The sequence below is a fragment of the Pseudomonas sp. TH39(2020) genome, assembly GCF_016650715.1.
Classification (GTDB): domain Bacteria; phylum Pseudomonadota; class Gammaproteobacteria; order Pseudomonadales; family Pseudomonadaceae; genus Aquipseudomonas; species Aquipseudomonas mandelii_C.
Genome location: NZ_JAEKFF010000008.1, coordinates 855,046 through 879,096 on the forward strand (window position 1 = coordinate 855,046; position 24,051 = coordinate 879,096).

The 24,051-nt window shown below is 59.3% G+C and carries 26 protein-coding genes and 1 pseudogene; 15 read left to right on the plus strand and 12 right to left on the minus strand.

Annotation, left to right across the window (positions count from 1 at the left end; all coding sequences use genetic code 11):
• The first annotated feature begins 23 nt into the window (after positions 1-23).
• The 4 genes from JFU47_RS32260 (at position 24) to JFU47_RS32275 (ending at position 5,272) form a co-directional block, all read left to right on the plus strand.
• A complete protein-coding gene (locus JFU47_RS32260; RefSeq protein WP_046047516.1) occupies positions 24-1,313 on the plus strand; it encodes a M18 family aminopeptidase in 1,290 nt (429 codons plus the stop codon).
• A gap of 147 nt (positions 1,314-1,460) precedes the next feature.
• Positions 1,461-1,637: a hypothetical protein gene (locus JFU47_RS32265; RefSeq protein ID WP_170206229.1), complete on the plus strand. Its 177-nt coding sequence runs from the start codon at positions 1,461-1,463 to the stop codon at positions 1,635-1,637.
• Positions 1,638-1,715: 78 nt separating this feature from the next.
• Positions 1,716-3,869: a mechanosensitive ion channel domain-containing protein gene (locus JFU47_RS32270; RefSeq protein ID WP_201188425.1), complete on the plus strand. Its 2,154-nt coding sequence runs from the start codon at positions 1,716-1,718 to the stop codon at positions 3,867-3,869.
• Between the two features lie 65 nt (positions 3,870-3,934).
• Positions 3,935-5,272 carry an amidohydrolase gene (locus JFU47_RS32275; RefSeq protein ID WP_123366227.1) on the plus strand — a complete coding sequence of 446 codons (1,338 nt, stop codon included), beginning with the start codon at positions 3,935-3,937 and terminating at the stop codon, positions 5,270-5,272.
• A gap of 91 nt (positions 5,273-5,363) precedes the next feature.
• Here the strand turns inward: JFU47_RS32275 and JFU47_RS32280 are convergent, their stop codons facing one another.
• A complete protein-coding gene (locus JFU47_RS32280; RefSeq protein ID WP_076027971.1) occupies positions 5,364-7,037 on the minus strand; it encodes a DEAD/DEAH box helicase in 1,674 nt (557 codons plus the stop codon).
• 110 nt (positions 7,038-7,147) lie between these two features.
• Here JFU47_RS32280 and JFU47_RS33230 point away from each other — a divergent pair, with 110 nt between their 5' ends.
• Positions 7,148-7,381, plus strand: coding sequence for a hypothetical protein (locus JFU47_RS33230; protein WP_240050526.1), 234 nt, complete (start codon positions 7,148-7,150; stop codon positions 7,379-7,381).
• Positions 7,382-7,469: 88 nt separating this feature from the next.
• Positions 7,470-8,261 (plus strand): crotonase/enoyl-CoA hydratase family protein, encoded by a 792-nt coding sequence (locus tag JFU47_RS32290; RefSeq protein ID WP_201188427.1) that lies wholly within the window; start codon positions 7,470-7,472, stop codon positions 8,259-8,261.
• A gap of 112 nt (positions 8,262-8,373) precedes the next feature.
• On the opposite strand, the gene JFU47_RS32295 is transcribed toward JFU47_RS32290, so the two are convergent.
• Positions 8,374-9,129: a spermidine synthase gene (locus JFU47_RS32295; protein WP_201188429.1), complete on the minus strand. Its 756-nt coding sequence runs from the start codon at positions 9,127-9,129 to the stop codon at positions 8,374-8,376.
• Positions 9,130-9,278: 149 nt separating this feature from the next.
• Between JFU47_RS32295 and JFU47_RS32300 the strand changes: the two genes are divergently transcribed.
• Positions 9,279-10,625: a class II 3-deoxy-7-phosphoheptulonate synthase gene (locus JFU47_RS32300; RefSeq protein WP_201188431.1), complete on the plus strand. Its 1,347-nt coding sequence runs from the start codon at positions 9,279-9,281 to the stop codon at positions 10,623-10,625.
• 117 nt (positions 10,626-10,742) lie between these two features.
• Here JFU47_RS32300 and JFU47_RS32305 read toward each other — a convergent pair whose 3' ends face one another.
• Positions 10,743-11,972, minus strand: a complete 1,230-nt coding sequence (locus JFU47_RS32305; protein WP_201188433.1) for a winged helix-turn-helix domain-containing protein — start codon at positions 11,970-11,972, stop codon at positions 10,743-10,745.
• Between the two features lie 64 nt (positions 11,973-12,036).
• Entirely contained in the window at positions 12,037-12,252 is a 216-nt protein-coding gene (locus JFU47_RS32310) for a DUF1127 domain-containing protein (RefSeq protein ID WP_033057173.1), read from the minus strand.
• A 95-nt stretch (positions 12,253-12,347) separates the two neighbouring features.
• Here JFU47_RS32310 and JFU47_RS32315 point away from each other — a divergent pair, with 95 nt between their 5' ends.
• On the plus strand, positions 12,348-13,202 hold the full coding sequence (locus JFU47_RS32315) for a LysR substrate-binding domain-containing protein (RefSeq protein WP_140680114.1): 855 nt from the start codon (positions 12,348-12,350) through the stop codon (positions 13,200-13,202).
• Here JFU47_RS32315 and JFU47_RS32320 read toward each other — a convergent pair.
• The gene (locus JFU47_RS32320; protein WP_140680115.1) at positions 13,192-13,941 is read right to left on the minus strand and encodes a sulfite exporter TauE/SafE family protein; all 750 of its coding nucleotides are present in this window, start codon (positions 13,939-13,941) and stop codon (positions 13,192-13,194) included. The two genes, JFU47_RS32315 and JFU47_RS32320, sit on opposite strands and share 11 nt — an antisense overlap.
• 112 nt (positions 13,942-14,053) lie before the next feature.
• Here JFU47_RS32320 and JFU47_RS32325 point away from each other — a divergent pair, with 112 nt between their 5' ends.
• The 4 genes and pseudogenes from JFU47_RS32325 to JFU47_RS32340 form a co-directional block, all read left to right on the plus strand.
• Positions 14,054-15,010, plus strand: coding sequence for a LysR family transcriptional regulator (locus tag JFU47_RS32325; RefSeq protein ID WP_095128929.1), 957 nt, complete (start codon positions 14,054-14,056; stop codon positions 15,008-15,010).
• Positions 15,011-15,079: 69 nt separating this feature from the next.
• Positions 15,080-15,541: a MarR family winged helix-turn-helix transcriptional regulator gene (locus JFU47_RS32330; protein WP_201188540.1), complete on the plus strand. Its 462-nt coding sequence runs from the start codon at positions 15,080-15,082 to the stop codon at positions 15,539-15,541.
• Between the two features lie 366 nt (positions 15,542-15,907).
• Positions 15,908-16,327, plus strand: a complete 420-nt coding sequence (locus tag JFU47_RS32335; RefSeq protein ID WP_123366218.1) for an organic hydroperoxide resistance protein — start codon at positions 15,908-15,910, stop codon at positions 16,325-16,327.
• Between the two features lie 8 nt (positions 16,328-16,335).
• Positions 16,336-16,623, plus strand: a pseudogene (locus tag JFU47_RS32340) (alpha/beta hydrolase fold domain-containing protein); the annotation flags it as partial.
• Between the two features lie 122 nt (positions 16,624-16,745).
• On the opposite strand, the gene JFU47_RS32345 reads toward JFU47_RS32340, so the two are convergent.
• Both JFU47_RS32345 and earP read right to left on the minus strand, forming a co-directional pair.
• A complete protein-coding gene (locus JFU47_RS32345) occupies positions 16,746-17,315 on the minus strand; it encodes an elongation factor P (RefSeq protein WP_032626910.1) in 570 nt (189 codons plus the stop codon).
• A gap of 48 nt (positions 17,316-17,363) precedes the next feature.
• Positions 17,364-18,506: an elongation factor P maturation arginine rhamnosyltransferase EarP gene (earP, locus tag JFU47_RS32350; protein WP_201188435.1), complete on the minus strand. Its 1,143-nt coding sequence runs from the start codon at positions 18,504-18,506 to the stop codon at positions 17,364-17,366.
• Between the two features lie 124 nt (positions 18,507-18,630).
• On the opposite strand from earP, the gene JFU47_RS32355 reads away from it, so the two are divergent.
• Together JFU47_RS32355 and JFU47_RS32360 are read left to right on the plus strand one after the other, a co-directional pair.
• Positions 18,631-19,041: a hypothetical protein gene (locus tag JFU47_RS32355; RefSeq protein WP_201188436.1), complete on the plus strand. Its 411-nt coding sequence runs from the start codon at positions 18,631-18,633 to the stop codon at positions 19,039-19,041.
• A gap of 14 nt (positions 19,042-19,055) precedes the next feature.
• A complete protein-coding gene (locus JFU47_RS32360; RefSeq protein WP_056740335.1) occupies positions 19,056-19,538 on the plus strand; it encodes a GreA/GreB family elongation factor in 483 nt (160 codons plus the stop codon).
• Positions 19,539-19,547: 9 nt separating this feature from the next.
• Here the strand turns inward: JFU47_RS32360 and cysB are convergent, their stop codons facing one another.
• The 5 genes from cysB to JFU47_RS32385 all read right to left on the minus strand — a co-directional run bounded on the left by cysB (position 19,548) and on the right by JFU47_RS32385 (position 23,537).
• Positions 19,548-20,522, minus strand: a complete 975-nt coding sequence (gene cysB, locus JFU47_RS32365; protein ID WP_008148549.1) for an HTH-type transcriptional regulator CysB — start codon at positions 20,520-20,522, stop codon at positions 19,548-19,550.
• 146 nt (positions 20,523-20,668) lie between these two features.
• The gene (locus tag JFU47_RS32370) at positions 20,669-21,172 is read right to left on the minus strand and encodes a universal stress protein (protein ID WP_129436980.1); all 504 of its coding nucleotides are present in this window, start codon (positions 21,170-21,172) and stop codon (positions 20,669-20,671) included.
• 94 nt (positions 21,173-21,266) lie between these two features.
• Positions 21,267-22,172: a 5'-nucleotidase gene (locus JFU47_RS32375; protein ID WP_008148545.1), complete on the minus strand. Its 906-nt coding sequence runs from the start codon at positions 22,170-22,172 to the stop codon at positions 21,267-21,269.
• 25 nt (positions 22,173-22,197) lie between these two features.
• Positions 22,198-23,154: a putative 2-dehydropantoate 2-reductase gene (locus JFU47_RS32380; protein WP_201188437.1), complete on the minus strand. Its 957-nt coding sequence runs from the start codon at positions 23,152-23,154 to the stop codon at positions 22,198-22,200.
• Positions 23,151-23,537: a thioredoxin family protein gene (locus tag JFU47_RS32385; protein ID WP_201188438.1), complete on the minus strand. Its 387-nt coding sequence runs from the start codon at positions 23,535-23,537 to the stop codon at positions 23,151-23,153. Before JFU47_RS32385 ends, JFU47_RS32380 begins: the two co-directional genes overlap by 4 nt.
• Between JFU47_RS32385 and JFU47_RS32390 the strand changes: the two genes are divergently transcribed.
• Positions 23,536-23,979: a PilZ domain-containing protein gene (locus JFU47_RS32390; RefSeq protein WP_201188439.1), complete on the plus strand. Its 444-nt coding sequence runs from the start codon at positions 23,536-23,538 to the stop codon at positions 23,977-23,979. The two genes, JFU47_RS32385 and JFU47_RS32390, sit on opposite strands and share 2 nt — an antisense overlap.
• The last annotated feature ends 72 nt before the right edge of the window (positions 23,980-24,051 follow it).

The following is a 24,051-nucleotide window of genomic DNA, read 5'->3' on the forward strand; positions in this document are numbered from 1 at the left end:
GCCATTGCTGTCTGGAGCTACTTATGCGCGAAGAGTTGAACCAAGGCCTGATCGATTTCCTCAAGGCCTCCCCTACCCCATTCCATGCCACCGCCAGCCTTGTTCAGCGCCTGGAAGCGGCGGGCTATCAACGCCTTGACGAGCGCGAGCCATGGACCACCGAAGCCAACGGTCGTTACTACGTCACCCGTAACGACTCGTCGATCGTCGCGTTCAAGATGGGCCGTCATTCGCCCCTGCACGGCGGCATTCGCCTGGTTGGCGCGCACACCGACAGCCCGTGCCTACGGGTCAAACCCCAGCCGGAACTGCAACGTCAGGGCTTCTGGCAACTGGGCGTCGAAGTCTATGGCGGCGCACTGCTGGCACCATGGTTCGACCGTGACCTGTCCCTGGCCGGCCGCGTGACCTTCCGCCGTGACGGCAAGGTCGAGAGCCAGTTGGTCGACTTCAAGGCGCCGATCGCCATCATCCCGAACCTGGCCATTCACCTGAACCGTGAAGCCAACATGGGCTGGGCGATCAACGCCCAGACCGAACTGCCGCCGATCCTTGCGCAATTTGCCGGTGACGAGCGTGTGGACTTCCGTGCCGTGCTCACCGATCAACTCGCCCGCGAACATGGTTTGAACGCCGACGTGGTGCTCGACTATGAGCTGAGCTTCTACGACACCCAAAGCGCTGCGGTCATCGGCCTGCATGGCGACTTCATTGCCGGGGCGCGCCTGGACAACCTGCTGTCGTGTTATGCCGGCCTGCAAGCCTTGCTGACCACCGAAACCGACGAAACCTGCGTGCTTGTCTGCAACGACCACGAAGAAGTCGGTTCCTGCTCGGCCTGCGGCGCCGATGGCCCGATGCTGGAACAGACGCTGCGTCGCCTGCTGCCTGAAGGCGATGAGTTCGTGCGCACCATTCAGAAATCCCTGCTGGTCTCGGCTGACAACGCCCACGGCGTGCACCCCAACTACGCCGACAAGCACGATGCCAATCACGGCCCGAAACTCAACGCCGGCCCGGTGATCAAGGTCAACAGCAACCAGCGCTACGCCACCAACAGCGAAACCGCCGGGTTCTTCCGTCACCTGTGCATGGCAGAAGAAGTGCCGGTACAGAGCTTCGTGGTGCGCAGCGACATGGGTTGCGGCTCGACCATCGGCCCGATCACCGCCAGTCACCTGGGCGTGCGCACCGTGGACATCGGCCTGCCAACCTTCGCCATGCACTCGATCCGTGAACTGTGCGGCAGCCATGATCTGGCGCACCTGGTCAAAGTGCTGAGCGCGTTTTACGCCTGTCGCGAACTGCCGTAATCCTGGAGGAGCTGGTAGGAGCTGTCGAGAGAAACGAGGCTGCGATCTTTTGACTTTGCTATTTAAATACAAGATCAAAAGATCGCAGTCTCGTTTCACTCGACAGCTCCTACACTTTAACTACCCCTTTCGACAAGGCAGTCGCTCATGATCTCGTTGTCTTCGTTTCATGCCATGCTGATCCCGATTCTTGCCGGGATGATCATGCTGGCAATCGGTTTCAATTTTCGCGACAAGAACGCCGGCGTGTTCGCGATGTGGATCGGCATGTTGATGATCCTCGCCACCGTGGTTTTCAAGATCCTCGCCAAACTCAACGAATAAATCCTCGCCCCTGGCTCGCATTGATTTTGACGGGCTCGTACACTCGGTCGATCTGCTCATCCCGAGGTTGACCGCCTAGTGTTCGCTCGTCTTTTTGCCCTGCCGTGTTTGCTCCTTGCCTGCCTCATGACGCTGCTGCCGATGGCACCCGCCCAGGCGGTCGGCCTGCCCAGCCTGCTCAACAGCTCGGCAAAACAGCCAGAGGCGCAAGAGCCCTTGGGGCAATCCCTGGACGAAGTGATCAAGTCGCTGGAGAACGATCAGCAACGCACCAAATTGCTGGCGGATTTGAAGAAGCTGCGCGATGTCACCAAAAAGGCCCAGCCAGTCGCCGAAGAAGGCGTCCTGGGACTGATCGGTGGCACCCTCGCCAGTTTCGAAAAACAGTTTTCCGGCGCGGACAGCCCTCTCACTCGCTGGTCCGAAGAGTTCAAACTGGCTGAGGATGAACTGATAGCGCTGGTGCTGCCGGCCAATGAATGGCTGCCGATCATCTTTGCCTTTGCCATGATCCTGATGCTCTGGAGCTTGTTGGCCGCCGCGCTAATCTGGGTCAGCCATCGGGTGCGGATGCGCTTTGGCCTGACCGAAGAACTGCCGCAGCACCCCAAGGCCCTGGACATGTTGCGCTTCGCCCTGCGCAAACTCGGGCCGTGGCTGATTGCTTTGGTCATGACGGTCTACATGAGTTACGCCCTGCCCTCGTCATTGGGCAAAAGCCTGGCGATGGTGTTGGCTTATGCGCTGGTGGTCGGCACCTGTTTTTCGGCAATCTGCGTGATCGCCTTTTCGGTGCTCGACGGCCCACACCGCCACCGCGCCCTATACATCCTGCGGCATCAAGCCTTTCGACCGCTGTGGCTGATCGGCAGTTTCGCCGCCTTCGGTGAAGCCCTGAGCGATCCGCGACTGGTCGAAAGCCTTGGCAGTCATCTGGCCCACACCGCCGCGACGGTCGCCAACGTACTGGCGGCATTGTTCACGGGGCTGTTCATCCTGCGGTTCCGTCGCCCCATCGCCCACTTGATCCGCAACCAACCGCTGTCCCGGCGCCTGACCCGCCGCGCCCTCAGCGACACGATCGAGATCCTCGGGACCTTCTGGTACATGCCGGCGCTGGTGCTGGTGGGTATTTCGCTGTTCGCCACGTTCGTCTCGGCCGGCGATACCAGCACCGCACTGCGTCAGTCGCTGATCTGCACCGTGCTGCTGGTGTTGTGCATGGTCATCAACGGCTTGGTGCGCCGCCATTCACTCAAACCTCAGCGCAGCGTGAAGCGTCATGCACTGTATTCGGATCGCCTGAAAAGCTTCTTCTACACACTCGCCCACTTGGTGGTGTGGCTGGCGTTCATCGAGCTCGGCCTGCGGGTCTGGGGCATGTCGCTGATCCGATTCACCGAAGGCGAAGGCCATGAAGTCAGCGTCAAACTGTTCAGCCTCGGCGGCACGCTGATTTTTGCCTGGCTGATCTGGATTCTCAGCGACACCGCCGTGCATCACGCCCTCACACGCTCGCGCAAAGGCCTGGCAAATGCCCGCGCGCAGACAATGATGCCGCTGATCCGCAACGTGTTGTTCGTGGCGATTTTCATCATTGCGCTGATCGTCGCCCTGGCGAACATGGGCATGAACGTCACACCCTTGCTGGCCGGTGCCGGCGTGATCGGCCTGGCCATCGGTTTCGGTGCACAGTCGCTGGTGGCGGACCTGATCACCGGGCTGTTCATCATCATCGAAGACTCGCTGGCCATCGACGACTACGTGGACGTTGGCGGCCACCTGGGCACCGTCGAAGGGCTGACCATTCGTACCGTGCGCCTGCGGGACATCGACGGCATCGTCCACACCATTCCGTTCAGCGAAATCAAAAGCATCAAGAACTACTCCCGGGAGTTCGGCTACGCGATTTTCCGGGTGGCGATACCTTCCAACATGGACATCGATAACGCGATCAAACTGATGCGCGACGTCGGCCAGAAGATGCGCAACGACCCACTGCAACGGCGCAACATCTGGTCGCCACTGGAGATTCAGGGTGTCGAGAGTTTCGAGTCAGGCAACGCGATTCTTCGTGCCCGGTTCAAGACCGCACCGATCAAGCAATGGGAAGTGTCCCGAGCGTTCAACCTGTCACTCAAGCGGCACCTGGACGAAGCCGGGCTCGATCTGGCGACGCCACGCATGAGCGTGCAAGTGATCACGGCGGGTGGCGGTCAAGCGCAGGAATAGCACTTAACTGCGTCGTTCAAGTCATAGGCACTGAAGCCAAAAAACAATAGCCATGGAGAGTACCGATGCAGCTGACCCGCATTGCACAAACGTGTTTGCTGACCTTGTTCGGCGCACTGGCCGGCCACGCCAGCGCCGACACACTGGAAGGCGCCCGCACGCACATCGCCGAACAGGCCAAAGCCCTGGAACCCGAGCTGCTGGAAACCCGCCGCGATATCCACGCCCATCCGGAACTGGGCAACACCGAAAAACGCACGTCGGAACTGGTCGCCAAACAACTCCGCGCCATGGGCCTGGAAGTGAAAACCGACGTAGCCCGCACTGGCGTCGTCGCCATCCTCAAAGGCGCTCTGCCCGGACCGACCGTAGCATTGCGTGCCGACATGGATGCACTGCCAGTCAAGGAAGTCTCGGACCTGCCTTTCGCCTCGAAAGCCAAAGGCACCTACCTCGGTAAAGAAGTCGACGTGATGCACGCCTGCGGCCACGACGCTCATACCGCAATCCTGCTTAGCACGGCGAAAATTCTTACTGGCATGCGCGACACCTTGCCCGGCACGGTGGTGTTCTATTTCCAACCGGCAGAAGAAGGTCCAAGCGATTTTATCCCCGACGGCAAAAACACCTGGGGGGCAAAAATGATGATTGAAGAAGGCGTGATGAAATCGCCGAAACCGGACGCGGTCTTCGGCCTGCACGTCTGGGCCGGCATCCCCGCCGGCCGGATCGCCTATCGCCCCGGCCCGACCCTGGCCAGCTCCGATGACCTGCGCATTAAAATTCTCGGCAAGCAGACCCACGCCGGGCGCCCGTGGGACGGCATCGACCCGATCACCGTCGGCGCGCAAACCATCGTCGGCCTGCAAACAGTGGTCAGCCGCCGGACAGACATCTCGTCTTATCCATCAGTGGTCAGCATTGGCACGATCAACGGAGGCACCCGTTACAACATCATTCCCGAGTCCGTGGACATGAGCGGCACCATCCGTTCCTACGACTACGCCATCCGCCAGAAGCTGCACGCAGATGTACGCCAGACCGTCGAGAAAATCGCCGAAAGCGGCGGTGCCAAAGCTGAAGTGACGATCATCGAAAAGTATGACCCGACGATCAACAACCCGGCGCTGACCGAGAAAATGCTGCCGACCTTGCGCTGGGCGGCCAAGGACGACGTGGTGCAAGGGCCGTTGGTGGGCGGGGCGGAAGATTTTTCCTTCTACGCCAAAGAGGCGCCAGGGCTGTTTGTATTTTTGGGAGTCACGCCCAAAGATCAGGACATGAGCAAGGCTGCGCCGAATCATAATCCGGGGTTCTTCGTGGATGAGGCGGCGCTGGTGGTGGGCGTGCGGACGTTGGCGTCTTTGGCCACGGACTATCTCTACGCTAACGCCAAACCCTGAGTCAGAAACCTCGCCCCATAAAATGCAGACAAAAAAAATCCCCGAACCAGTCGGGGATTTTTTATGTTCGATCAATCAGCCCGAGAGCGGATCAATCTTCGCGATAGCGACGCAGCTTCAACTGCTTACCGGCAACGCGAGTGTCCTTCAGCTTGGTCAGCAGACGCTCCAGACCATCTTCCGGCAGCTCAACGAGGCTGAAGCTGTCACGCACCTGGATGCGACCGATTGCTTCGCGAGCCAGACCACCCTCATTGAGGATAGCGCCCAGCAGGTTCTTGGCAGCGATACCATCACGCGCACCCAGCGCGGTACGGCAACGAGCACGACCTTCGGCCAATGGAACCGGAGCACGACGCTCACGATCACCACGGTCCGGACGATCACCGGTACGCTCTGGACGATCGCCACGCGGTGCGTTGTTCGGCACCAGTGGACGTTCTTTCTCGATGGCAGCCAGGGTCAACGCTTGAGCATTGGTAGCCTTGCGCAGCAGAGCAGCGGCCAGGGCACGCGGGGTGCAACCGATATCGGCAGTCAGGCGATCCAGCAGATCACCATGGGTCGATTCGGCATCAGCCACCAGCGGCGACAGGCTGTTGGTCAGTTTCTTGATGCGGGCATCGAGAACAGCCTGAGCGTCCGGCAGGCGAACTTCGGCCACTTTCTGACCGGTTACACGCTCGATCACTTGCAGCATGCGGCGCTCACGTGGAGTCACCAGCAGCAGTGCACGACCTTCGCGACCGGCACGGCCAGTACGGCCGATACGGTGAACGTAGGACTCTGGATCGTACGGCATGTCAACGTTGAATACGTGAGTGATGCGCGGAACGTCCAGACCACGAGCAGCAACGTCGGTCGCCACAACGATGTCCAGACGGCCATCCTTGAGGGATTCGATCACGCGCTCACGTTGGTTCTGAGCAATGTCACCGTTCAGCGCAGCGGCTTTGTAGCCTTTGGCTTCCAGGGCACTGGCCAGGTCCAGGGTCGCTTGCTTGGTGCGCACGAACATGATCAGGGCATCGAAGTCTTCAACTTCCAGCAGGCTCAATACAGCCGAGGTCTTCTGGTCAGCGTGAACCAACAGGTGAGCCTGTTCGATCGCGGTAACGGTCTGAGTCTTGGTCTGGATCTTCACGTGTTGCGGATCGCGCAGATGGCGTTCGGCAATGGCACGGATCGACTGCGGCAAGGTGGCCGAGAACAATACGGTCTGACGGGTTGGAGGCAACGACTTGAAGATAACTTCGAGGTCGTCCATGAAACCCAGTTTGAGCATTTCGTCTGCTTCGTCGAGAACCAGGTGGTTCACGGTCGACAGAACTTTTTCGTCGCGACGCAGGTGGTCGCACAGACGGCCCGGAGTGGCGACAACGATCTGTGCGCCATTACGGATTGCTTTCAGTTGTGGACCCATAGGGGCGCCGCCGTAAACGGCCACAACGGTAACGCCTGGCATTTGCTTGGCGTAGGTTTCGAAAGCGGTTGCTACTTGCAGCGCCAACTCACGGGTTGGCGCCAGGATCAGGGCTTGCGGCTCGCGCTTAGCAGGATCGATGCGATGCAGGATCGGCAGGGCGAACGCAGCGGTTTTACCCGTACCGGTTTGCGCCTGACCAATCATGTCGTGACCGGCCATGATGATCGGGATCGATTGCTGCTGAATAGCCGAAGGTTCTTCGTAGCCAGTCGCGATGACGGCTGCAAGAATGTTCGGATTAAGATTAAAAGCGGCGAAGCCGCCGGTTTCCTGGGTCATGGGTCTGCCTCTAAGTGCATCCGCAAAGACCCATGCTCCAAAGCTGCGCATGCCGTGTAAGACTCAAGAGTCGCCCTGGCTGCTTTGTCGGCGGGGATTTGCGAAAACGAATGAATGAAAAAGATTCGTCAAGGGAGAGTCCGCTGTGCGGACGTGCAGCCGAAGCTGACTTCGGGGAATTGCGCTACCTAAACGCGGCCCGGTTAAAGGCCGGCGCGCACTATACCGGAATTCGCTCAAAAAGGGAGCTTTATTTGTCGGAAAACTGCCGTTTACAGCGTTCTGTCACACGCTTTGCGGATAATCGGGTAACGGTCTATTTTTCCAAGGCCCTGCCCTGCTGACGATCGCGCTAAAACGGTTCACCCTTGTGACGCCGACCTGCCATCTCACATACCCCTACCCATCCCTTCCCGCCCGAGGAAATGCACCATGAATCAGCCCTGCTCCAGTCGTGTGAGCCGTGAACGGCACGGTCATGTCCTGATGATCGGCCTGGATCGGGTGGCCAAACGCAACGCCTTCGATCTCGACCTGCTCAATGAATTGAGCCTGGCCTATGGCGAGTTCGAGGCCGACAGCGAAGCGCGGGTGGCGGTGGTATTCGGCCATGGTGAACATTTCACCGCAGGGCTGGACCTGGTCAGCGCCAGCGCGGCCCTGGCTGAAGGCTGGCAGGCCCCGCCCGGAGGCTGCGATCCGTGGGGGGTGTTCGCCGGCCCCAGAGTGAGCAAACCGGTAATTGTCGCCGCGCAAGGCTACTGCCTGACCATCGGTATCGAATTGATGCTGGCCGCCGATATCAACCTGTGCGCCAGCAACACCCGTTTCGCTCAGAAAGAGGTGCAACGCGGGCTCTTCCCGTTCGGCGGCGCCACGTTGCGCCTGCATCAGGTCGCTGGCTGGGGCAATGCCATGCGCTGGCTGCTGACCGGCGATGAATTCGATGCCCATGAGGCGCTGCACCTGGGGTTGGTGCAGGAAGTCATGGCCAGCGAGGATTTGCTGCCACGGGCGATTGAGCTGGCTGAGCGGATTGCCCGGCAGGCGCCGCTTGGGGTTCAGGCGACGTTGATGTCTGCCAGACAGGCGCGTTATGAAGGGGAAACCGCGGCGGCTCAGGCGTTACCGCCGATGGTGAAGAAGTTGCTGACCAGTGAGGATGCCCAGGAAGGCGTGCGGGCGATGATCGAGAAGCGACCCGGCGTGTTCAAAGGGCTTTGAGAGATGTATTGGCTGTGATGGCCTCTTCGCGAGCAGGCTCGCTCCCACATTTGAAATGCATTCCCCTGCGGGAGCGAGCCTGCTCGCGAAGAGGCCATCACAGGCGACAACATCACGTCGCCGGGCGAATTGCCTTGATCAATGACTGCAACGAATACCCCAACCGCGGCGCCAGCCCTTCGGCGCGGGCGATCAAGCCGTCCATGTCCAGGTCCTGATCCAGCTCCGAAGGCACGAGCAGAATCACATTGCCCTCCTTCACCGGCAGTTCCCAGTAATGCCGGTGATAGAGGCCGCGAAACAATGCGGCGCCCAACGGTTTGCCATCGTCGGTGGCCCACTGATTGATCACCAGCCAACCACCCGGGTTCAGGCGTTTCTGACAGTTTTCCAGGAAATTCCACGCCAGGTGCCCGACACCCGGCCCGACATCGGTATACAGGTCGACAAAAATCAGATCCGCCGACTCAGCGGTATCGAGCAGCTCCAGCGCATCGCCCACCCGGATATACAGCCGCGGATCGTCATCCAGCCCAAGGAATTCAATGGCCAGGCGCGGCACGTCGGGGCGCAGCTCTATGGCTTCGACGTCTTCCAGCGGCAAGAACTTGAGGCAGGCCTGGGTCAGGGTGCCAGCACCAAGGCCGAGGAACAGCGCGCTTTCCGGCTGCTCGTGGCACAACGCGCCAATCAGCATCGCCCGGGTGTAATCGTATTCGAGCCAGCTCGGGTCAGCCGTGAACACGCAGCTCTGTTCGATGGCATCACCAAACTCGAGAAAACGGTAATCAGCCACTTCCAGCACGCGAATCACGCCGAACTCATCCTGTACCTCGGCGAGCAGATGCTCGACGCGCTCCTCAGTCATTTCGTCTCCTGATCGTCGCCGTGCCCGGCAACGTACTAAAACCGCGTAGTGGCGCGGCAAAAGCGCGATTGTCCGCGAAGCGACGGGAACAGGTCACGCACTAATTGCTGATAACATGACAGTCCGAGCGTAAAACACTAGAGACCGTGATGAGCCAACCCTGGAGCCCTGACAGCTGGCGCGCCCTGCCGATCCAGCAACAACCCATTTACCCCGACGCAGCGCATTTGCTGCACGTCGAGCAAACACTGGCCAGTTATCCGCCGCTGGTGTTTGCCGGTGAAGCCCGGGAGTTGCGCCGTCAGTTTGCCGAAGTGACCCAGGGCCGCGCGTTTCTGCTGCAGGGCGGCGATTGTGCCGAAAGCTTCGCCGAGTTCTCCGCCGCGAAAATCCGCGACACCTTTAAAGTCCTGCTGCAAATGGCGATTGTCATGACCTTCGCCGCCGGTTGCCCGGTGGTCAAGGTCGGGCGCATGGCCGGGCAGTTCGCCAAACCGCGTTCGGCCAACGATGAAACCATCGACGGCGTCACCCTGCCGGCCTACCGTGGCGACATCGTCAACGGCATCGGCTTCGACGAAAAAAGCCGCGTGCCGGACCCGGAACGCTTGCTCCAGTCCTACCACCAGTCCACCGCGACCCTGAACCTGTTGCGCGCCTTCGCCCAGGGCGGTTTTGCCGACCTGCATCAGGTGCACAAGTGGAACCTGGACTTCATCGCCAACTCGGCGCTGGCCGAGAAGTACAGCCACCTGGCCGATCGCATCGATGAAACCCTGGCGTTCATGCGCGCCTGCGGCATGGACAGTTCGCCGCAACTGCGCGAAACGAGTTTCTTCACCGCCCACGAAGCGCTGTTGCTGAACTATGAAGAAGCCTTCGTGCGTCGCGACAGCCTGACCAACGATTACTACGATTGCTCGGCGCACATGCTGTGGATCGGCGACCGCACCCGTCAGCTCGACGGCGCTCACGTCGAGTTCCTGCGTGGCGTGAACAATCCGATCGGGGTCAAAGTCGGCCCAAGCATGAACCCCGAAGACCTGATTCGCCTGATCGACATGCTCAACCCGGACAACGATCCGGGGCGTCTGAACCTGATTGCGCGAATGGGTGCGAACAAGGTCGGCGATCACCTGCCGCAACTGATCCGTGCCGTGCAGCGCGAAGGCAAGCAAGTGCTGTGGAGTTGCGACCCGATGCACGGCAACACCATCAAGGCCAGCAGCGGCTACAAGACCCGCGACTTTGCCCAGATCCTTGGTGAGGTGAAGCAATTCTTCCAGGTTCACGAAGCGGAAGGCACGTATGCCGGCGGCATCCACATCGAGATGACCGGGCAGAATGTCACTGAGTGCATTGGTGGGGCGCGGCCGATTACCGAAGACGGGTTGTCGGACCGGTACCACACCCATTGCGACCCGCGGATGAATGCCGATCAGTCGCTGGAGTTGGCGTTTTTGATTGCCGAGACGTTGAAACAAGTCCGGCGGTGAATCTATAAATCTTGGGTTGCCTGATAGATTGCTTTCGCGAGCAGGCTCGCTCCCACACTGGATTTGTGAACAACACAGAACCAATGTGGGAGCGAGCCTGCTCGCGAAGGGGCCAGCTCAGTCACTATCAATCTGAGCCAATGCCACCCGCAACCGCGCCGCACTCGCCCGCGGGCAATTCAACTGAACCCGCTCAAGCCCCAACCAATCCGCCATCCGCCGCAGATTGATCGCCAACGCCAGCATTCCCTCGTCATCCAGCCCCGGCTCTTCTTCATGCACCGCGTGTACCGCCAGCCTGCCCAACGCCCGCTCGGCACGCAGATCCACCCGAGCGGCAATTCGTTCATTGTGCAAAAACGGCAACACGTAGTAGCCATAGACCCGCTTGTCCTGCGGCGTATAGATCTCCAACCGATAGCGGAAATCGAACAGACGCTCGGTGCGACTACGCTCCCAGATCAGTGAGTCGAAGGGTGAAAGCAAGGCGCTGGCTTCAACCTTGCGCGGCACTGTCGGCGCAGGCAGACAATAGGCCGGTTGCCGCCAGCCCTGGACTTCACAAGCGAGCAATTCACCCGCCTCCACCAGTTCCGCCAAGCGCGGACGGGCATCACCGGGACTCAGGCGAAAGTAATCCCGCAGGTCTTTTTCTGTTCCGACGCCCAACGCTGTCGCGGCATGCAGCAACAGGCCGCGCTGGGCCTCGGCCTCACTCAGCAGCGGCTGCGCAAGAATCGCCGAAGGAATCACCCGCTCCGGCAGATCATAAAGGCGCTCGAACCCGCGCCGCCCGGCCACGGTCACTTCACCGGCAGCGAACAACCATTCCAGCGCATGCTTTTCCGCGCTCCAGTCCCACCAGGGCCCTGCCCGTTCCTGACGGGTCGACAGGCTTCCGGCACCCAGTGCGCCCAACTCCTGAACCGAGGCCAGCACCCGGCGAATCGTGTCCTGCTGCTCCCGACCGAAACGTGCCAATTGCTGATAGATATCTTCGCCACGGGTCGCGCGCAGCATGCGCCAGCGCATCAACGGGTACATCGACAAGGGCAGCAACGAGGCTTCATGCCCCCAATACTCGAAGAGCGTGCGCCGCCGGCCCGAACTCCAGGCAGCCTGGTCGAGCAAGTCGGATGAGTAATTGCCGAGGCGGGAAAACAAGGGAAGGTAGTGCGAACGCACCAACGCATTGACCGAATCGATCTGCAGAATGCCCAGCCGCTCGATCAGACGATTGAGCTGAACCGGTTTGATCGCCGCTGGCGGCTGGCGCCCGTTGAACCCTTGGGCGGCCAGCGCCAGACGCCGAGCCTGTTTGATGGAAAAGGACAGTGTTGCGCGCATGAGCATCTCCTTGTCTGCTCGCAACCTACCTCACCGGGAGACGGTTTGTGTAGTTGTGTATAACTCATTTGTGCATCGGGTCATTCCAGAATGGTTTGACCGACTCGAACTCCACATCCGCACGACTCATGCCGATGTCCTTCAGTGCTTCATCGCTCAGACTCGCCAACAACTCGCGCTCCCGGTGAAGTTCGTACCAGCGACTGAATTTGTGCAGCAGATCGGATACCAGGTGGATCGAGTGCTTTTCTACTGCTGGATATTCATGTTGACCTTTCATCTTGTTGCCCTCCGTTTGGATGGCTCAAGTGTCGCGCCGGGGCTAAGATCAATCCAACGAATGTTTCTGATGTAATACATCTCGGAGATTGATGAATGTCTGCCTACCCGAGTATCGACACCGAAGTGCTGCGCACCTTTGTCGCCATCGCCGACCAGGGCGGTTTTACCCGTGCCGGCGAGTTGGTCAACCGCACTCAGTCCGCCGTGAGCATGCAGATGAAGCGGCTGGAAGAAGATGTGGTGCAGCGTCAATTGTTCCAGCGCGACGGACGGCAGGTGCGGCTGACGGCTGAGGGTCAGGTGTTGCTCGGCTATGCCCGGCGCATCCTCAAGCTGCACAGCGAGGTGTTCAATACGCTACGCGAGCCGCACATGGTCGGCATGGTGCGCATTGGCACGCCGGACGATTACGTGATGCGTTTTTTGCCGGGGATTCTGCGGCGATTTGCCCAGACGTATCCGCTGATCCAGATTGAAGTGCACTGCGAATCATCAAAACAATTGCTGCTGCGCCAGGACCTGGACTTGACCATCGTCACCCGCGAACCGGGCAACGAAATCGGCCAGTTACTGCGCAAGGAGCATTTTGTCTGGGCCGAGGCACAATGTTTCAGCGCCCATGAGCAAACACCGCTGCCACTGGCGATGTTCAACAGTGATTGTTTCTGCCGCTTATGGGCCTGCAATGCGCTGGACGCTATGGGTCGCGATTACCGCGTGGCGTACAACAGCGACAGCCTGTCGGCGATCATGGCGGTGGTCAGCGCCGGACTGGCTGTCACCGCGCAACTCGAAAGCCTGATCACGCCCGACATGCGCATACTCGGTGAGGCCGAAGATCTGCCGATCCTGCCCGAGGCCAGCATCATGCTGGTGCGCAACCTGCACAACCCGTCGCCGATCACTGAGTGCCTGGCCGATCACATCGTCGAAGGTTTCAAACTTTAAGGGCGAGCATCACCGCGCAGAACACCAGGAACCCACAGAACAACCCACGCAGCAGTCGCTCTGGCAGTGCGTGGGCGATCCTCACGCCCCAGCTGATGCTCATCAGACCACCGACCGCCAAGGGCAGGCCGATCATCCAGTCCACCTGATGGTGCACCGCGTAAGTCACCAGCGTGACGCCCGTGCTCGGCAGCGCCAACGCCAGCGACAACCCCTGCGCTACCACCTGACTGGTACCGAACAGACTGGTCAGCACTGGCGTTGCCACCACCGCCCCGCCCACGCCAAACAACCCGCCCATGGTGCCGGAGGCGGCGCCCAGCACGCCCAGCCATGGCCATGAGTAATTCATCTGCGCAGACACTGGCGCGTTGGCGCAGAACATTCGCACCAGGTTGTAGGCTGACAGAGCAATCAGGAACGCGACAAATCCGACGCGCATGGTTTGCGCATCAATGCCCACCGCCCAGATCGAACCGATCCAGGCGAAACAGAATCCCATCGACGCCAATGGCAGCGCGTGGCGCAATTCAATCCGGTTGCGCTGGTGATAGCGCCACAGCGCCAGCATCACGTTGGGCACCACCATCACCAGCGCCGTACCTTGGGCAATCTGCTGATCGAGGCCGAACAACACACCCAGCAACGGGATCGCGATCAAACCACCGCCAATGCCGAATAACCCACCGAGGGTGCCCAAGGCAACGCCAAACACCAGATACATCAAAAACTCAATCACAGGCGATTTTCCCTTCACGTCAGGCTATTCATCCTACGCAGTCGGCGCTGGCGGGGAAACGCACAGCAACGCACAATGGCTGTGCCAACTTTGCACAAGCGCAGACGACACCATGAACCCCAATCAATTGACCGAACAACTGGGTCTGTTCCTCGACGTGCTGGAAACCGGCAGTTTTTCCGCTGCGTCCCGCCGCCACCCGCTGACCCCTTCGGCGGTGGCCCGGCGCATCGACAGCCTGGAAAATGCCGTCGGCAGCCAGTTGTTCATTCGCAGCACCCACGCGGTGCGCGCTACCCCGGCGGGTTTGGCGTTTGCCGAGCGCGCGCGGCGGATCGTTGCTGAACTGCGGCTGGCTCGGGCTGAGGCAGTATCCTTGAGCAGCGCACCGGAAGGCTTGATTCGGATCGATGCACCGGCCGCGTTCGGGCGACGACATCTGGCGCCGGTGATTGCCGACTTTCTGATGCTCTACCCCGGCCTCGATGTGCAGTTGCACCTGATCGACAGTTTCGTCGACATGCAGGGTTTGAATCTGGGCAAGGTCGATCTGGTGCTGCGTGCCGGGCAAATGGCCGATACCCGGCTGGTGGCCACGCCGCTGGCGAGCATGGTGCGCATCGCCTGTGCCAGCCCCGAGTATTTGCAACGGCGTGGTGTGCCGACCGATCCGGCGCAGCTGATTGAGCATGATGGCCTCGACTGGGATGGCCTGGCTCCGCCGTTCGCCTGGCGTTTCGAGCGGGACGGGCAGATGCACTTGCACCGCCCTGCGCGCATCCGCATGAGTGCCAACAATGCCGAGGCTTTGGTCTGCGGCGCACTGGCCGGGCTGGGTATCGCACACTTGCCAACCTGGTTGACCAGCGAATACCTGTTACGCGGTGAACTGCTTCCGCTGTTCTGCGAACACGGCCTGCCACCACCGGAAACGACCGGCATTTATGCCTTGCGTCTTGAGCAACAACCCAATCCCCGCAGCCGCTTATTGCTGGAATACCTGAAGACCCGCTTCAGTCCGATCCCGCCGTGGGATCTGGCGCTGCAAAGTACCCTCGACCGGCACTAGGCTAGAATTGTCTGGTGCATTAAAGATTCGCCCGCTAGATTTATGACGATCACTGATCAAGGCTTCGAAATGACCACCGAGCGCAACACCACGGATAACTACGAAGAGCTGCTGCTGGACAACCAGATCTGCTTCGCCCTGCACTCCACTTCGCTCCTGATGACCAAGGTCTATAAGCCGCTCTTGCAAGCGCTGGGCCTGACTTATCCGCAATACCTGGCGATGATGGTGCTGTGGCAAAAGGATGGCTTGACCGTAGGTGAAATCAGCGCGCAACTGCTGACCGATCCTGGCTCACTGACGCCGCTGCTTAAACGCCTGGAAGTCGAAGGCCTGCTCAGCCGCACTCGCAGCCGCGAAGATGAACGGGTGGTGATTGTCGAGTTGACCGAAAAAGGTCGTGCGCTGCGGGACAAGGCCCGTGACATTCCGCAGTGCATCCTCGCCGCCAGTGGTCAGACGCTGGAGCATCTGCAGAAGCTGCAAAACGAACTCCAAGAGCTGCGCAGTAATCTGCAAGACAACCTCTAATCGTCAAACCAGCACAAATCCCCTGTGGGAGCGAGCCGGCTCCGGGCGGCGTTCCGACGAAAGCGGTATGACACTCACCGTGGATGTTGACTGACACACCGCTTTCGCGAGCAGGCTCGCTCCCACATTTGTTTTTTGTGGTGTGCTTCAAATCTTATTCGCCCTCCAGTCAAAAAAATTCTTCGCTGAAAATCCTGCCGCGACCGCTCTAATTCAACACATCCAATCAGCGTCCGCCCCTCAAACCAAAATCTCTTCAAAAATTTATCTTGCGCGCTAAATATTCGCGAGCTACATTTATTTCGCACTTACTTAGCGCGCAAATATTTAGCGCAAAAAAACCAAACCCCGAATGAGGCTTACACCATGCAAACTCTCTACACCGCTATCGCAACCTCCACTGGCGGCCGTGACGGTCGTGCGGTTTCCAGCGACAACATCCTCGATGTCAAACTCGCCACACCCAAAGAACTCGGTGGTGCTGGCGGTGCAGCGACCAACCCTGAGCAACTGTTCGCAGCCGGCTACTCCGCCTGCTTCATCGGCGCGCTGAAATTCGTCGCCAGCCAGACCAAACGCATCATCCCGAACGACGCCTCGATCACCGCCCATGTCGGCATCGGCCAGATCCCTGGCGGTTTCGGCCTCGACATCGACCTGCACATCAGCTTGCCGGGTCTTGAACAAGCCGACGCACAAAGCCTGGTCGACGCTGCACACCAAGTCTGCCCGTACTCCAACGCCACCCGTGGCAACGTCGATGTGCGCCTGCACGTTACCGTCTAACCGCTGCCGACGCCAAACAGCGTAACGAGATCTACGCGTCGCCGCTGCGGGCAACCACCGCGCAACTCAAGGGCCTGCCACCGGCCCTGGTGCAAACTGCCGGCGCCGACGTGTTGCGTGATGAAGGTGAAGCCTATGCCCGCGAACTGGACGAGGCTGGTGTGCCGGTCACGGCGGTGCGCTACAACGGCATGATCCACGACTATGGTTTGCTCAACGTGGTGAGCCAGGTGCCGGCCGTGCGCTCGGCGATGCTGCAGGCGTCCGAAGAACTCAAGCAACACCTGAAGAAATAACGCAGTAAAAAATGTGGTAGCGAGCCTGCTCGCTCCCACAAGGGGTTCATCGCTGGACCTGAAACTGCAGGTACAAAAAAGCCCGACTCAATGGTCGGGCTTTTTCATTCCTCAAGCAGTGCTTATTTAGCACGGCCTTTGTAGGAACCGCCTTCGCGGGTATCGATCTCGATTCTGTCACCGATTTCGATGAAGTCAGCAACTTGCAGCTCAGTACCGTTGCTCAGCTTGGCAGGCTTCATCACCTTGCCGGAAGTGTCGCCGCGAGCCGAACCTTCGGTGTAGTCAACTACGCGCACGATGGTGGTCGGCAGTTCTACGGAAACCAGACGCTCTTCGAAGAAGATCGCTTCGCAAACATCGGTCATGCCTTCTTCAACGAAAGGCAGAACGGCTTCGATGTCTTCAGCGTTCAGCTCGTACATGGTGTAGTCGGTGGTGTCCATGAACGTGTAGGTGTCGCCGCTGATGAAGGACAGGGTCGCTTCTTTGCGGTCGAGGATTACGTCGTCCAGCTTGTCGTCGGCGCTGTAAACGATCTCGGTCTTGTAACCGGTCAGCAGGTTTTTCAGCTTGGTCTTCATGATCGCGCTGTTACGACCAGACTTGGTGAATTCAGCTTTCTGAACCAGCCAAGGATCGTTTTCGAGACGGATCACGGTACCGGGTTTCAGTTCTTTACCAGTTTTCATTGCGAATATCCGAATTTGGATGGGATTTACAAAAATCTAGGCCGCGTATCATATCCAATTTACATAAAACTGTACCAGCGCTGCGGCAAGATCCGCCTGCAAAGCTTGTTCCAGACACCACGCTTCGGCGTGTTTTTGCAGTTCTGGCCAGTGTTTTCGGGTCGATTGCCAGTGCCCGGTCATATTGTCACCCGCATTCCACGCCCGCCAAAGACCGCTGATCGCCTCGCCGGCAGGCTCGGACAGGCCTTTGGTGTACAGCGCGAGGAAGGCGTCGAGCTTGTCCAGATGGATGTCTTCGTCCTGCTGATAGATGTGCCAGAGCAGTGGCCGGCCCGCCCATTGGGCGCGGACAAAGGAGTCTTCGCCGCGCACGGCATTGAAATCACAGCACCAGAGCAGATGATCGTATTGATCCTGTCGGACGAACGGCAGCACTTGCACGGTCAATTCACCGCGCACATACACCGCACCGGCCGCCAAACCATCCACACCGAGCCAACGTTCGACATCTCCAAGAATCCGGCCTACGGGTACCAGCAGATGAGTGGGCATCGAGTCGGCAGCCATTGCCTCGAGCCAGCTGGCCAGCCCGTTATTTTCGTAGGCAAACAGCGAGATCAACTGCGCACCTTGCGCACGATCAATCCCTAAGCCTTGCAGGAATTCTCGCTGAGCCTCGGGGGTTTGCTGAAACTGCTGACGACGCTCAAGCAATCCGCTTTCACGCAGCAAGCCACCCGTGCCCTTCTGAAATCCCGGGAAGAAGAAGAATTTTTGTACGCTCTTGTACTTCACCGACGGCAAACCGTGGCAGCCGACGATCCAGTCCTCGGCACTCAGATAGTCGAGATTCATCCACAGCGGCGGTTTTTCCCGCTCGGCCATGGCCTCCATGTAAGCACTCGGCAATTGGCAGGCAAACGCTGCGATCACTACATCAGCGGCTTCAGTGGGCTGCCAGTCGGCCGTCCACTGACACACTTCGACGCCCTGCTGCCATTGCTGTGAGGCGTTGATGTCGATTTCCGGGCACAAGCGCTCGAAGGCGCGCAGATCATCGACCCACAAACGCACCGCCACCGAATGTTCGGCCACCAGTTGTCGGGCCAGACGCCAGGTCACGCCGATGTCGCCAAAGTTGTCGACCACCGCGCAGAAGATATCCCAGCGGGCTTTCATTTCAGGCATTCCAGGCTCCCGTTGGCAAAGGCGCCGATTGTCCTCATAAATTACCCCGTGCAGAAGAGCCGACGACGATTAATCTTCATGCGACAATCGCCACTCGCCCGCGACCACCCGCCAGGAGGCAGCCATGCCCTACCGTCCCAACCCGCGCCGCCCGTTGCCGATCCAGCTCAACGCCTTGCAACTGACCGGCAGCATCGCCCTGGGTGTGTGGCTGGGGTTTATTGCGATCGCGCTGACGTGCTGGCTCGCCTCTCGACTGTTGTTCAGCGAGCAGCTCGCGCCCGTGGCTGAAGCCGTGCAGCAACTGGCCAAGCCACCGGTGGTGGTGCAACCGGCACCGGATATTCCACCGCAGAGCCCGTTGTTTGAACGGTACGAAGAGAACCTGCGCAAGAACGAGCAGCAGCAAAGGCTTGATCAGGCGCGCAGCAACAACCGCAATTTATCGAACCCCAAATGCCAGTTCTGGTTGCAACAGGACCAGACTGCACCCAGCGAAAAAAGCCGCGCCAACGTCCAGCAATTCTGCGATTGATCAAGAAGCTCTCTATGCACAAGCCGACCGTCCACCAACTGATTCTCGACAAGCTGCGGATCGACCTCGACATCGCCGAACGCGCCGCACAAACCGCTTACGAAACCGCGACCCACGAAGAAAACATCGCTGAGAACAAGTACGACACGCTGGGTCTGGAGGCGTCTTATCTGGCAGCAGGGCAGGCCAAACGAGTGGAAGAAATCAGGCAGTCACTGACGCTTTGCCAGAACCTGACGCTGCGACCTTACGACGATCAGCGTGGCATTGAAGTGGGCGCCCTGCTCGGTCTGGAAGACGAAAAGGGTCGTGAGCAATGGTTGTTTCTGGCCCCCGACGCGGCGGGTTTGAAGGTCGACCTGGTGGGGCAATGGATTACCGTCATCACCCCCCGCTCACCGCTGGGTAAAAGCCTGCTGGGCAAGTTCGAAGGGGACGAGGTGGAGATTCTGGTGGCGGGTGCTCGGCAACAGTTTTCTGTTACCGAGGTGGTTTAAAGCGGGAGATTAATGGACCGGCAGTTCTACGCCGTCGAACAGCTCTTCCAGCTCCTGCTTGTTGTGGCACTGGATGGCCTTGGCCATGACTTCGCGGGTCAGGTGCGGGGCGAACTTCTCGATGAAATCGCACATGAAGCCACGCAGGAACGTGCCACGACGGAAACCGATTTTAGTAATGCTGGACTCGAACAAGTCGCTGGCATCAAGCATGACCAGGTCGCTATCGAGTTTGGCATCGACCGCCATTTTCGCCACGATACCCACGCCCAGCCCCAGGCGAACGTACGTCTTGATCACGTCGGCGTCGGCGGCGGTAAACACCACTTTCGGCGTCAGGCCGCGATGACTGAACGCTTCGTCGAGTTTCGAGCGACCGGTGAAACCGAATACGTACGTCACGATCGGGTATTCGGCCAGGGCTTCGAGGGTCAACTTCGACAGCTTGGTCAGTGGGTGGCCCTGAGGCACGACCACGCAGCGGTTCCAGCGATAGCACGGCATCATCACCAGATCACCGAACAGCTCCAGCGCTTCGGTGGCGATGGCGAAATCGACGGTGCCGTCAGCGGCCATTTCAGCGATCTGCATCGGCGAACCCTGGTGCATATGCAGGGCAACGTCCGGGTATTGCTTGATGAAATTGCTGATCACCGGTGGCAACGCATAACGCGCCTGGGTGTGCGTGGTGGCGATCGACAGGGTGCCTTTCTTCTCGTTGGAGAATTCCTGGGCAATCTGCTTGATGCTTTCAACCTTGCGCAGGATCTCGCCGGCGGTGGTGATAATGCGCTCGCCGGCCGGGGTGACGCGGGTCAGATGCTTGCCGCTACGGGCGAAAACCTCAACCCCCAATTCGTCTTCCAGCAGACGGATCTGCTTACTGATGCCCGGTTGCGACGTGTAAAGGCTTTGGGCTGTAGCGGAAACGTTGAGGTCGTGGTGCGCCACTTCCCAGATGTAGCGCAATTGTTGAAGCTTCATATGAATCCCTCAAAGCAGGTAGACGCCACGGGCATCAGCGACGGTATATAACTATATTAATGGTTTGAAGAATAAATCTAGAACTTTTTATCAAGCTGCCACTATTCGTGTTCTGGTGTCCTGCCTCGTGAATACGAGGCAGGACACTAACGATCCCCTTGGCGACGACGTTCCACCAGCGGCACCAGATAGACCGGTACCCGAGACAGTTGCAACACCCGCGCCGCCGTTCGGCCCAAAGGCGTTTCTGCGCCAGCACCATGGCTATGACTACCTACGATCAACAAATCCACGGAGAGTTTCTGCGCCTGGTCGAGAATCACCTGTGACGGATCGCCCTGAAGCACCCGCACTGCTTTGATCCGCTCCAGATCCTGCGACCCTTCATCCCCCAATTCTTCACGAAAGCTGTCGAGTACCCGCTGCTCGATGTTGGCAATCACCGTGTTCAAGCCTTGGCTGTGAAACTCATTCAACGCCTGCTCATCGAGATAACTCTGAAGCACCGACTCGGCAAACAGCCCCATCGGTTCAACGGCGTGCACCACGTAGAGATCGGCATTGAATGTTCGCGCCAGCGCCAAGGCATGCTGCATCACCAAAGGCGCGTATAGACCGAGGTCAGTGGCGTACAGCATCGAATGAATCATATGACCTCCTTGAGTGCCAACATGGCGGAGATTGATTCAGCTTAGCAGTGCCTTGGCGAGTACGACGGCCCGCGTAACGCGTTGAACCGTGGGCTTAAACCTTTTGCTCGTTGCTTATGCCATGCGGCACGTGGCCGGTGGCGACCACCTCACGGGCCAACTCGCAATGACCGGCCTGATCGTCGAAAAACACATCGGCGGCAAAGGCTTCGAGAAACGCCGACTTGGTCAGGCCGCCCAGAAACAGCGACTCGTCCAGTCGAATGTCCCATTCGCGCAGGGTACGGATCACTCGTTCATGGGCCGGTGCCGATCGCGCTGTTACCAGCGCGGTGCGGATTGGACAGGCGTCTTCCGGGAACTCGCGCTGCAACAGATTGAGGGCGGCGAGGAAGCCTTTGAACGGTCCACCGCGCAAAGGCTCGCGGGCGGCTTCACGCTCGCTGGCCTGAAAAGCTTCCAGACCGCCGGACTGATAGACGCGCTCCGATTCGTCAGAAAACAGCACCGCGTCACCATCGAAGGCAATACGCAATTCATCACTGGCCGCACGGCTGGCGCCACCCGACAGAATGGTCGCCGCGGCGAAACCGGCATCCAGTGCACTGCGCACGTCTTCGGCATGCGTCGAAAGAAACAAGTCGCAGCCAAACGCCTTGAGGTACGGATAAGGACTGCGCCCACCGACAAACGCCGCGCGGGAAATCGCCAGGCCATAGTGGTGGATCGAATTGAAAACCCGCAGACCAGTGTCGGCACTGTTGCGCGACACCAGGATCACCTCGACCCGGGCGCGGCCAAGGCTGGTGTTCAAGTTGAGGAGTTTTTGTACTAACGGAAATGCATCACCGGGCTCGAGGATTTCGTCTTCGTGTTCAATCTGATATTGCCGATAGGCTTCGACACCGCTCGACAGATAGACCTTGTGGCTTTCGCTCAGGTCAAACAGCGCACGCGAAGAAATCGCCAGCACCAGTTTGTCGTCGATAGTTTTTGCCATGCCCTTCCCCCTCAGGATGATCGACTCAGGTGTTACGTCGATCGATAAAACTCAAACTGCGATACAAGGCTTCGATTCGCGGCAACTCGCACCCTGCGGCCTTGGCTGCCGCCAGTGGCCGGGCGTAAATCGCTTCCAGTTCAAGCGGTCGTTTGTGCAGAAAATCGTGGTACATGCTCGGCCAATAGTCCGGCATTTTCTCGGTCACCATGAACAGATGATCGGCATAACCGGCCGGTACGTCATGACCGCAGGCGATTGCTCCCTGAACCACTTCAGCCATCAGAGCCTTGATCAGTTCCCGACTGTCGGCATCGGCCATCAACGGCGTGGTGCTTGCCCCGAGCAGCACCGACAGACCGTTGTAGGGGATATTCCAGACCAGTTTTTGCCAGCGCGCCTGATGCAGGTTCGCCATGGCCTGGGAATCGATGCCGGCGGTGCGGAACAGTCCGGCGCCCTCCTCGACAATCGCCATGCGCGCCTGCTCATCAGCTGCAGGGCCACTGTGATAGCCAACATTCACCGCGCCGAGCGCCTGATGGGTGATGACGCCTGGTCCGTCGCGATGAACGCAGATAAAACAGAGCCCGCCAAGCAAATGCAGCGAATCAGGGAGCAACTCGCGCAGACTGTCCTCGACGTCCAGGCCATTTTGCAACAGCAGCACTTTGGCACCGGGCGCGGCCGCTTGAATGATGGCCGGCGCCAGTTGCGCGTTACTGGTGGTTTTCGCGCCCACCAGCAACCAGTCACAGGGCGGCATGTCTTCGGCCGTCGAATACGCCTGAACCGGATTCAACGTCAGCGCGCCGTGCACCGCACTGTCGAGCTTCAACCCTCGCTCGGCCACCGCCGAAAACTCGCTGCGTAACAGAAAATGCACATCGAAACCGGCACGCGCCAGCATCAATCCGTAGAAACCGCCGATCGCGCCGGTACCGATAATACCGATTGTCGGTTTGGTCACTGCCCCCATCATGGCAACTCCTCTGCAATTCGACTCAACGCCTGACCCACGGCTGCATTGAGCTCGGTGCGGGTCAGGCGCGATTTTAGTACCCCGAAGAATTCACCGTCGCGCACCACAAACAGCGCCGGCAAATAAAAAACCTGATAACGCTCGACCACCCCGCCATTGTTCCCGGCATCGATCCAGCACAGCCGATCGACGTCCAGATCGAGTCGTGGCAATTGCTCACGGGCAAAACGGCAACTGGCGCAGCCGACGCTGGTGAAAATGACCAGCGACACACCGCTCATCGCCAGCAGCCGTTGGTCGGCGTCGAAATCAGTCAGTTCCAATTCGACCACTATACTGGGGGAAACAATGTCAGATGGCCGACACATGGAGTCCGTGTTCATGGGACGTTTTATTCCTCACCCTGACGATGTGCCCGTCGAATTAACGTTGCTCAAACCTGAGTGTATTTCACGGCAACAGCTGCACACTATCAGCCTCGGGGGCATGGCTTGCAATTATCACCGGGCGTGGCGCCACGGTACGGCGCTGGAAGTTCGCATGCCGACCTTGAACCCCGACATGCGTTTTCTGGGCTATGTCGCCTGGTGCCTGCGACGCAAGCGCGGCTATCTGGTAGGCATTGCCTTTGTTGACGAACAGATGATGTTCAGTGCCCGGATGGGCGAGCAGGTGTGCCAGATCGAACGCTACTGCCGCCTGCATGACGCGCATGATGGTCTGCAGGAAACTCAGGCCCTGGCCCTCGAATGGGTCCAGGAACATGCCGACGAGTTCTCTCACGACACGGTTCGCAGGGCATTTTCGCAGGTTGTGCTGGATTAGGAGGGGCATTCTCAATGGGTTCCCCCGTGGAAACTAATTGAGAATGCCCTTTAAACCGGTGTCTGCCCATTG

Bases quoted from the DNA above. Each gene is read 5' to 3' on its own strand.
- JFU47_RS32260 (WP_046047516.1), top strand. From the start codon at position 24: ATGCGCGAAGAGTTGAACCAAGGCCTGATCGATTTCCTCAAGGCCTCC.
- JFU47_RS32265 (WP_170206229.1), top strand. From the start codon at position 1,461: ATGATCTCGTTGTCTTCGTTTCATGCCATGCTGATCCCGATTCTTGCC.
- JFU47_RS32275 (WP_123366227.1), top strand. From the start codon at position 3,935: ATGCAGCTGACCCGCATTGCACAAACGTGTTTGCTGACCTTGTTCGGC.
- JFU47_RS32280 (WP_076027971.1), bottom strand. From the start codon at position 7,037: ATGACCCAGGAAACCGGCGGCTTCGCCGCTTTTAATCTTAATCCGAAC.
- JFU47_RS33230 (WP_240050526.1), top strand. From the start codon at position 7,148: ATGAATGAAAAAGATTCGTCAAGGGAGAGTCCGCTGTGCGGACGTGCA.
- JFU47_RS32290 (WP_201188427.1), top strand. From the start codon at position 7,470: ATGAATCAGCCCTGCTCCAGTCGTGTGAGCCGTGAACGGCACGGTCAT.
- JFU47_RS32295 (WP_201188429.1), bottom strand. From the start codon at position 9,129: ATGACTGAGGAGCGCGTCGAGCATCTGCTCGCCGAGGTACAGGATGAG.
- JFU47_RS32300 (WP_201188431.1), top strand. From the start codon at position 9,279: ATGAGCCAACCCTGGAGCCCTGACAGCTGGCGCGCCCTGCCGATCCAG.
- JFU47_RS32305 (WP_201188433.1), bottom strand. From the start codon at position 11,972: ATGCGCGCAACACTGTCCTTTTCCATCAAACAGGCTCGGCGTCTGGCG.
- JFU47_RS32310 (WP_033057173.1), bottom strand. From the start codon at position 12,252: ATGAAAGGTCAACATGAATATCCAGCAGTAGAAAAGCACTCGATCCAC.
- JFU47_RS32315 (WP_140680114.1), top strand. From the start codon at position 12,348: ATGTCTGCCTACCCGAGTATCGACACCGAAGTGCTGCGCACCTTTGTC.
- JFU47_RS32325 (WP_095128929.1), top strand. From the start codon at position 14,054: ATGAACCCCAATCAATTGACCGAACAACTGGGTCTGTTCCTCGACGTG.
- JFU47_RS32330 (WP_201188540.1), top strand. From the start codon at position 15,080: ATGACCACCGAGCGCAACACCACGGATAACTACGAAGAGCTGCTGCTG.
- JFU47_RS32335 (WP_123366218.1), top strand. From the start codon at position 15,908: ATGCAAACTCTCTACACCGCTATCGCAACCTCCACTGGCGGCCGTGAC.
- JFU47_RS32345 (WP_032626910.1), bottom strand. From the start codon at position 17,315: ATGAAAACTGGTAAAGAACTGAAACCCGGTACCGTGATCCGTCTCGAA.
- earP (WP_201188435.1), bottom strand. From the start codon at position 18,506: ATGCCTGAAATGAAAGCCCGCTGGGATATCTTCTGCGCGGTGGTCGAC.
- JFU47_RS32355 (WP_201188436.1), top strand. From the start codon at position 18,631: ATGCCCTACCGTCCCAACCCGCGCCGCCCGTTGCCGATCCAGCTCAAC.
- JFU47_RS32360 (WP_056740335.1), top strand. From the start codon at position 19,056: ATGCACAAGCCGACCGTCCACCAACTGATTCTCGACAAGCTGCGGATC.
- cysB (WP_008148549.1), bottom strand. From the start codon at position 20,522: ATGAAGCTTCAACAATTGCGCTACATCTGGGAAGTGGCGCACCACGAC.
- JFU47_RS32370 (WP_129436980.1), bottom strand. From the start codon at position 21,172: ATGATTCATTCGATGCTGTACGCCACTGACCTCGGTCTATACGCGCCT.
- JFU47_RS32375 (WP_008148545.1), bottom strand. From the start codon at position 22,172: ATGGCAAAAACTATCGACGACAAACTGGTGCTGGCGATTTCTTCGCGT.
- JFU47_RS32380 (WP_201188437.1), bottom strand. From the start codon at position 23,154: ATGATGGGGGCAGTGACCAAACCGACAATCGGTATTATCGGTACCGGC.
- JFU47_RS32390 (WP_201188439.1), top strand. From the start codon at position 23,536: ATGGGACGTTTTATTCCTCACCCTGACGATGTGCCCGTCGAATTAACG.
- JFU47_RS32385 (WP_201188438.1), bottom strand. From the start codon at position 23,537: ATGAACACGGACTCCATGTGTCGGCCATCTGACATTGTTTCCCCCAGT.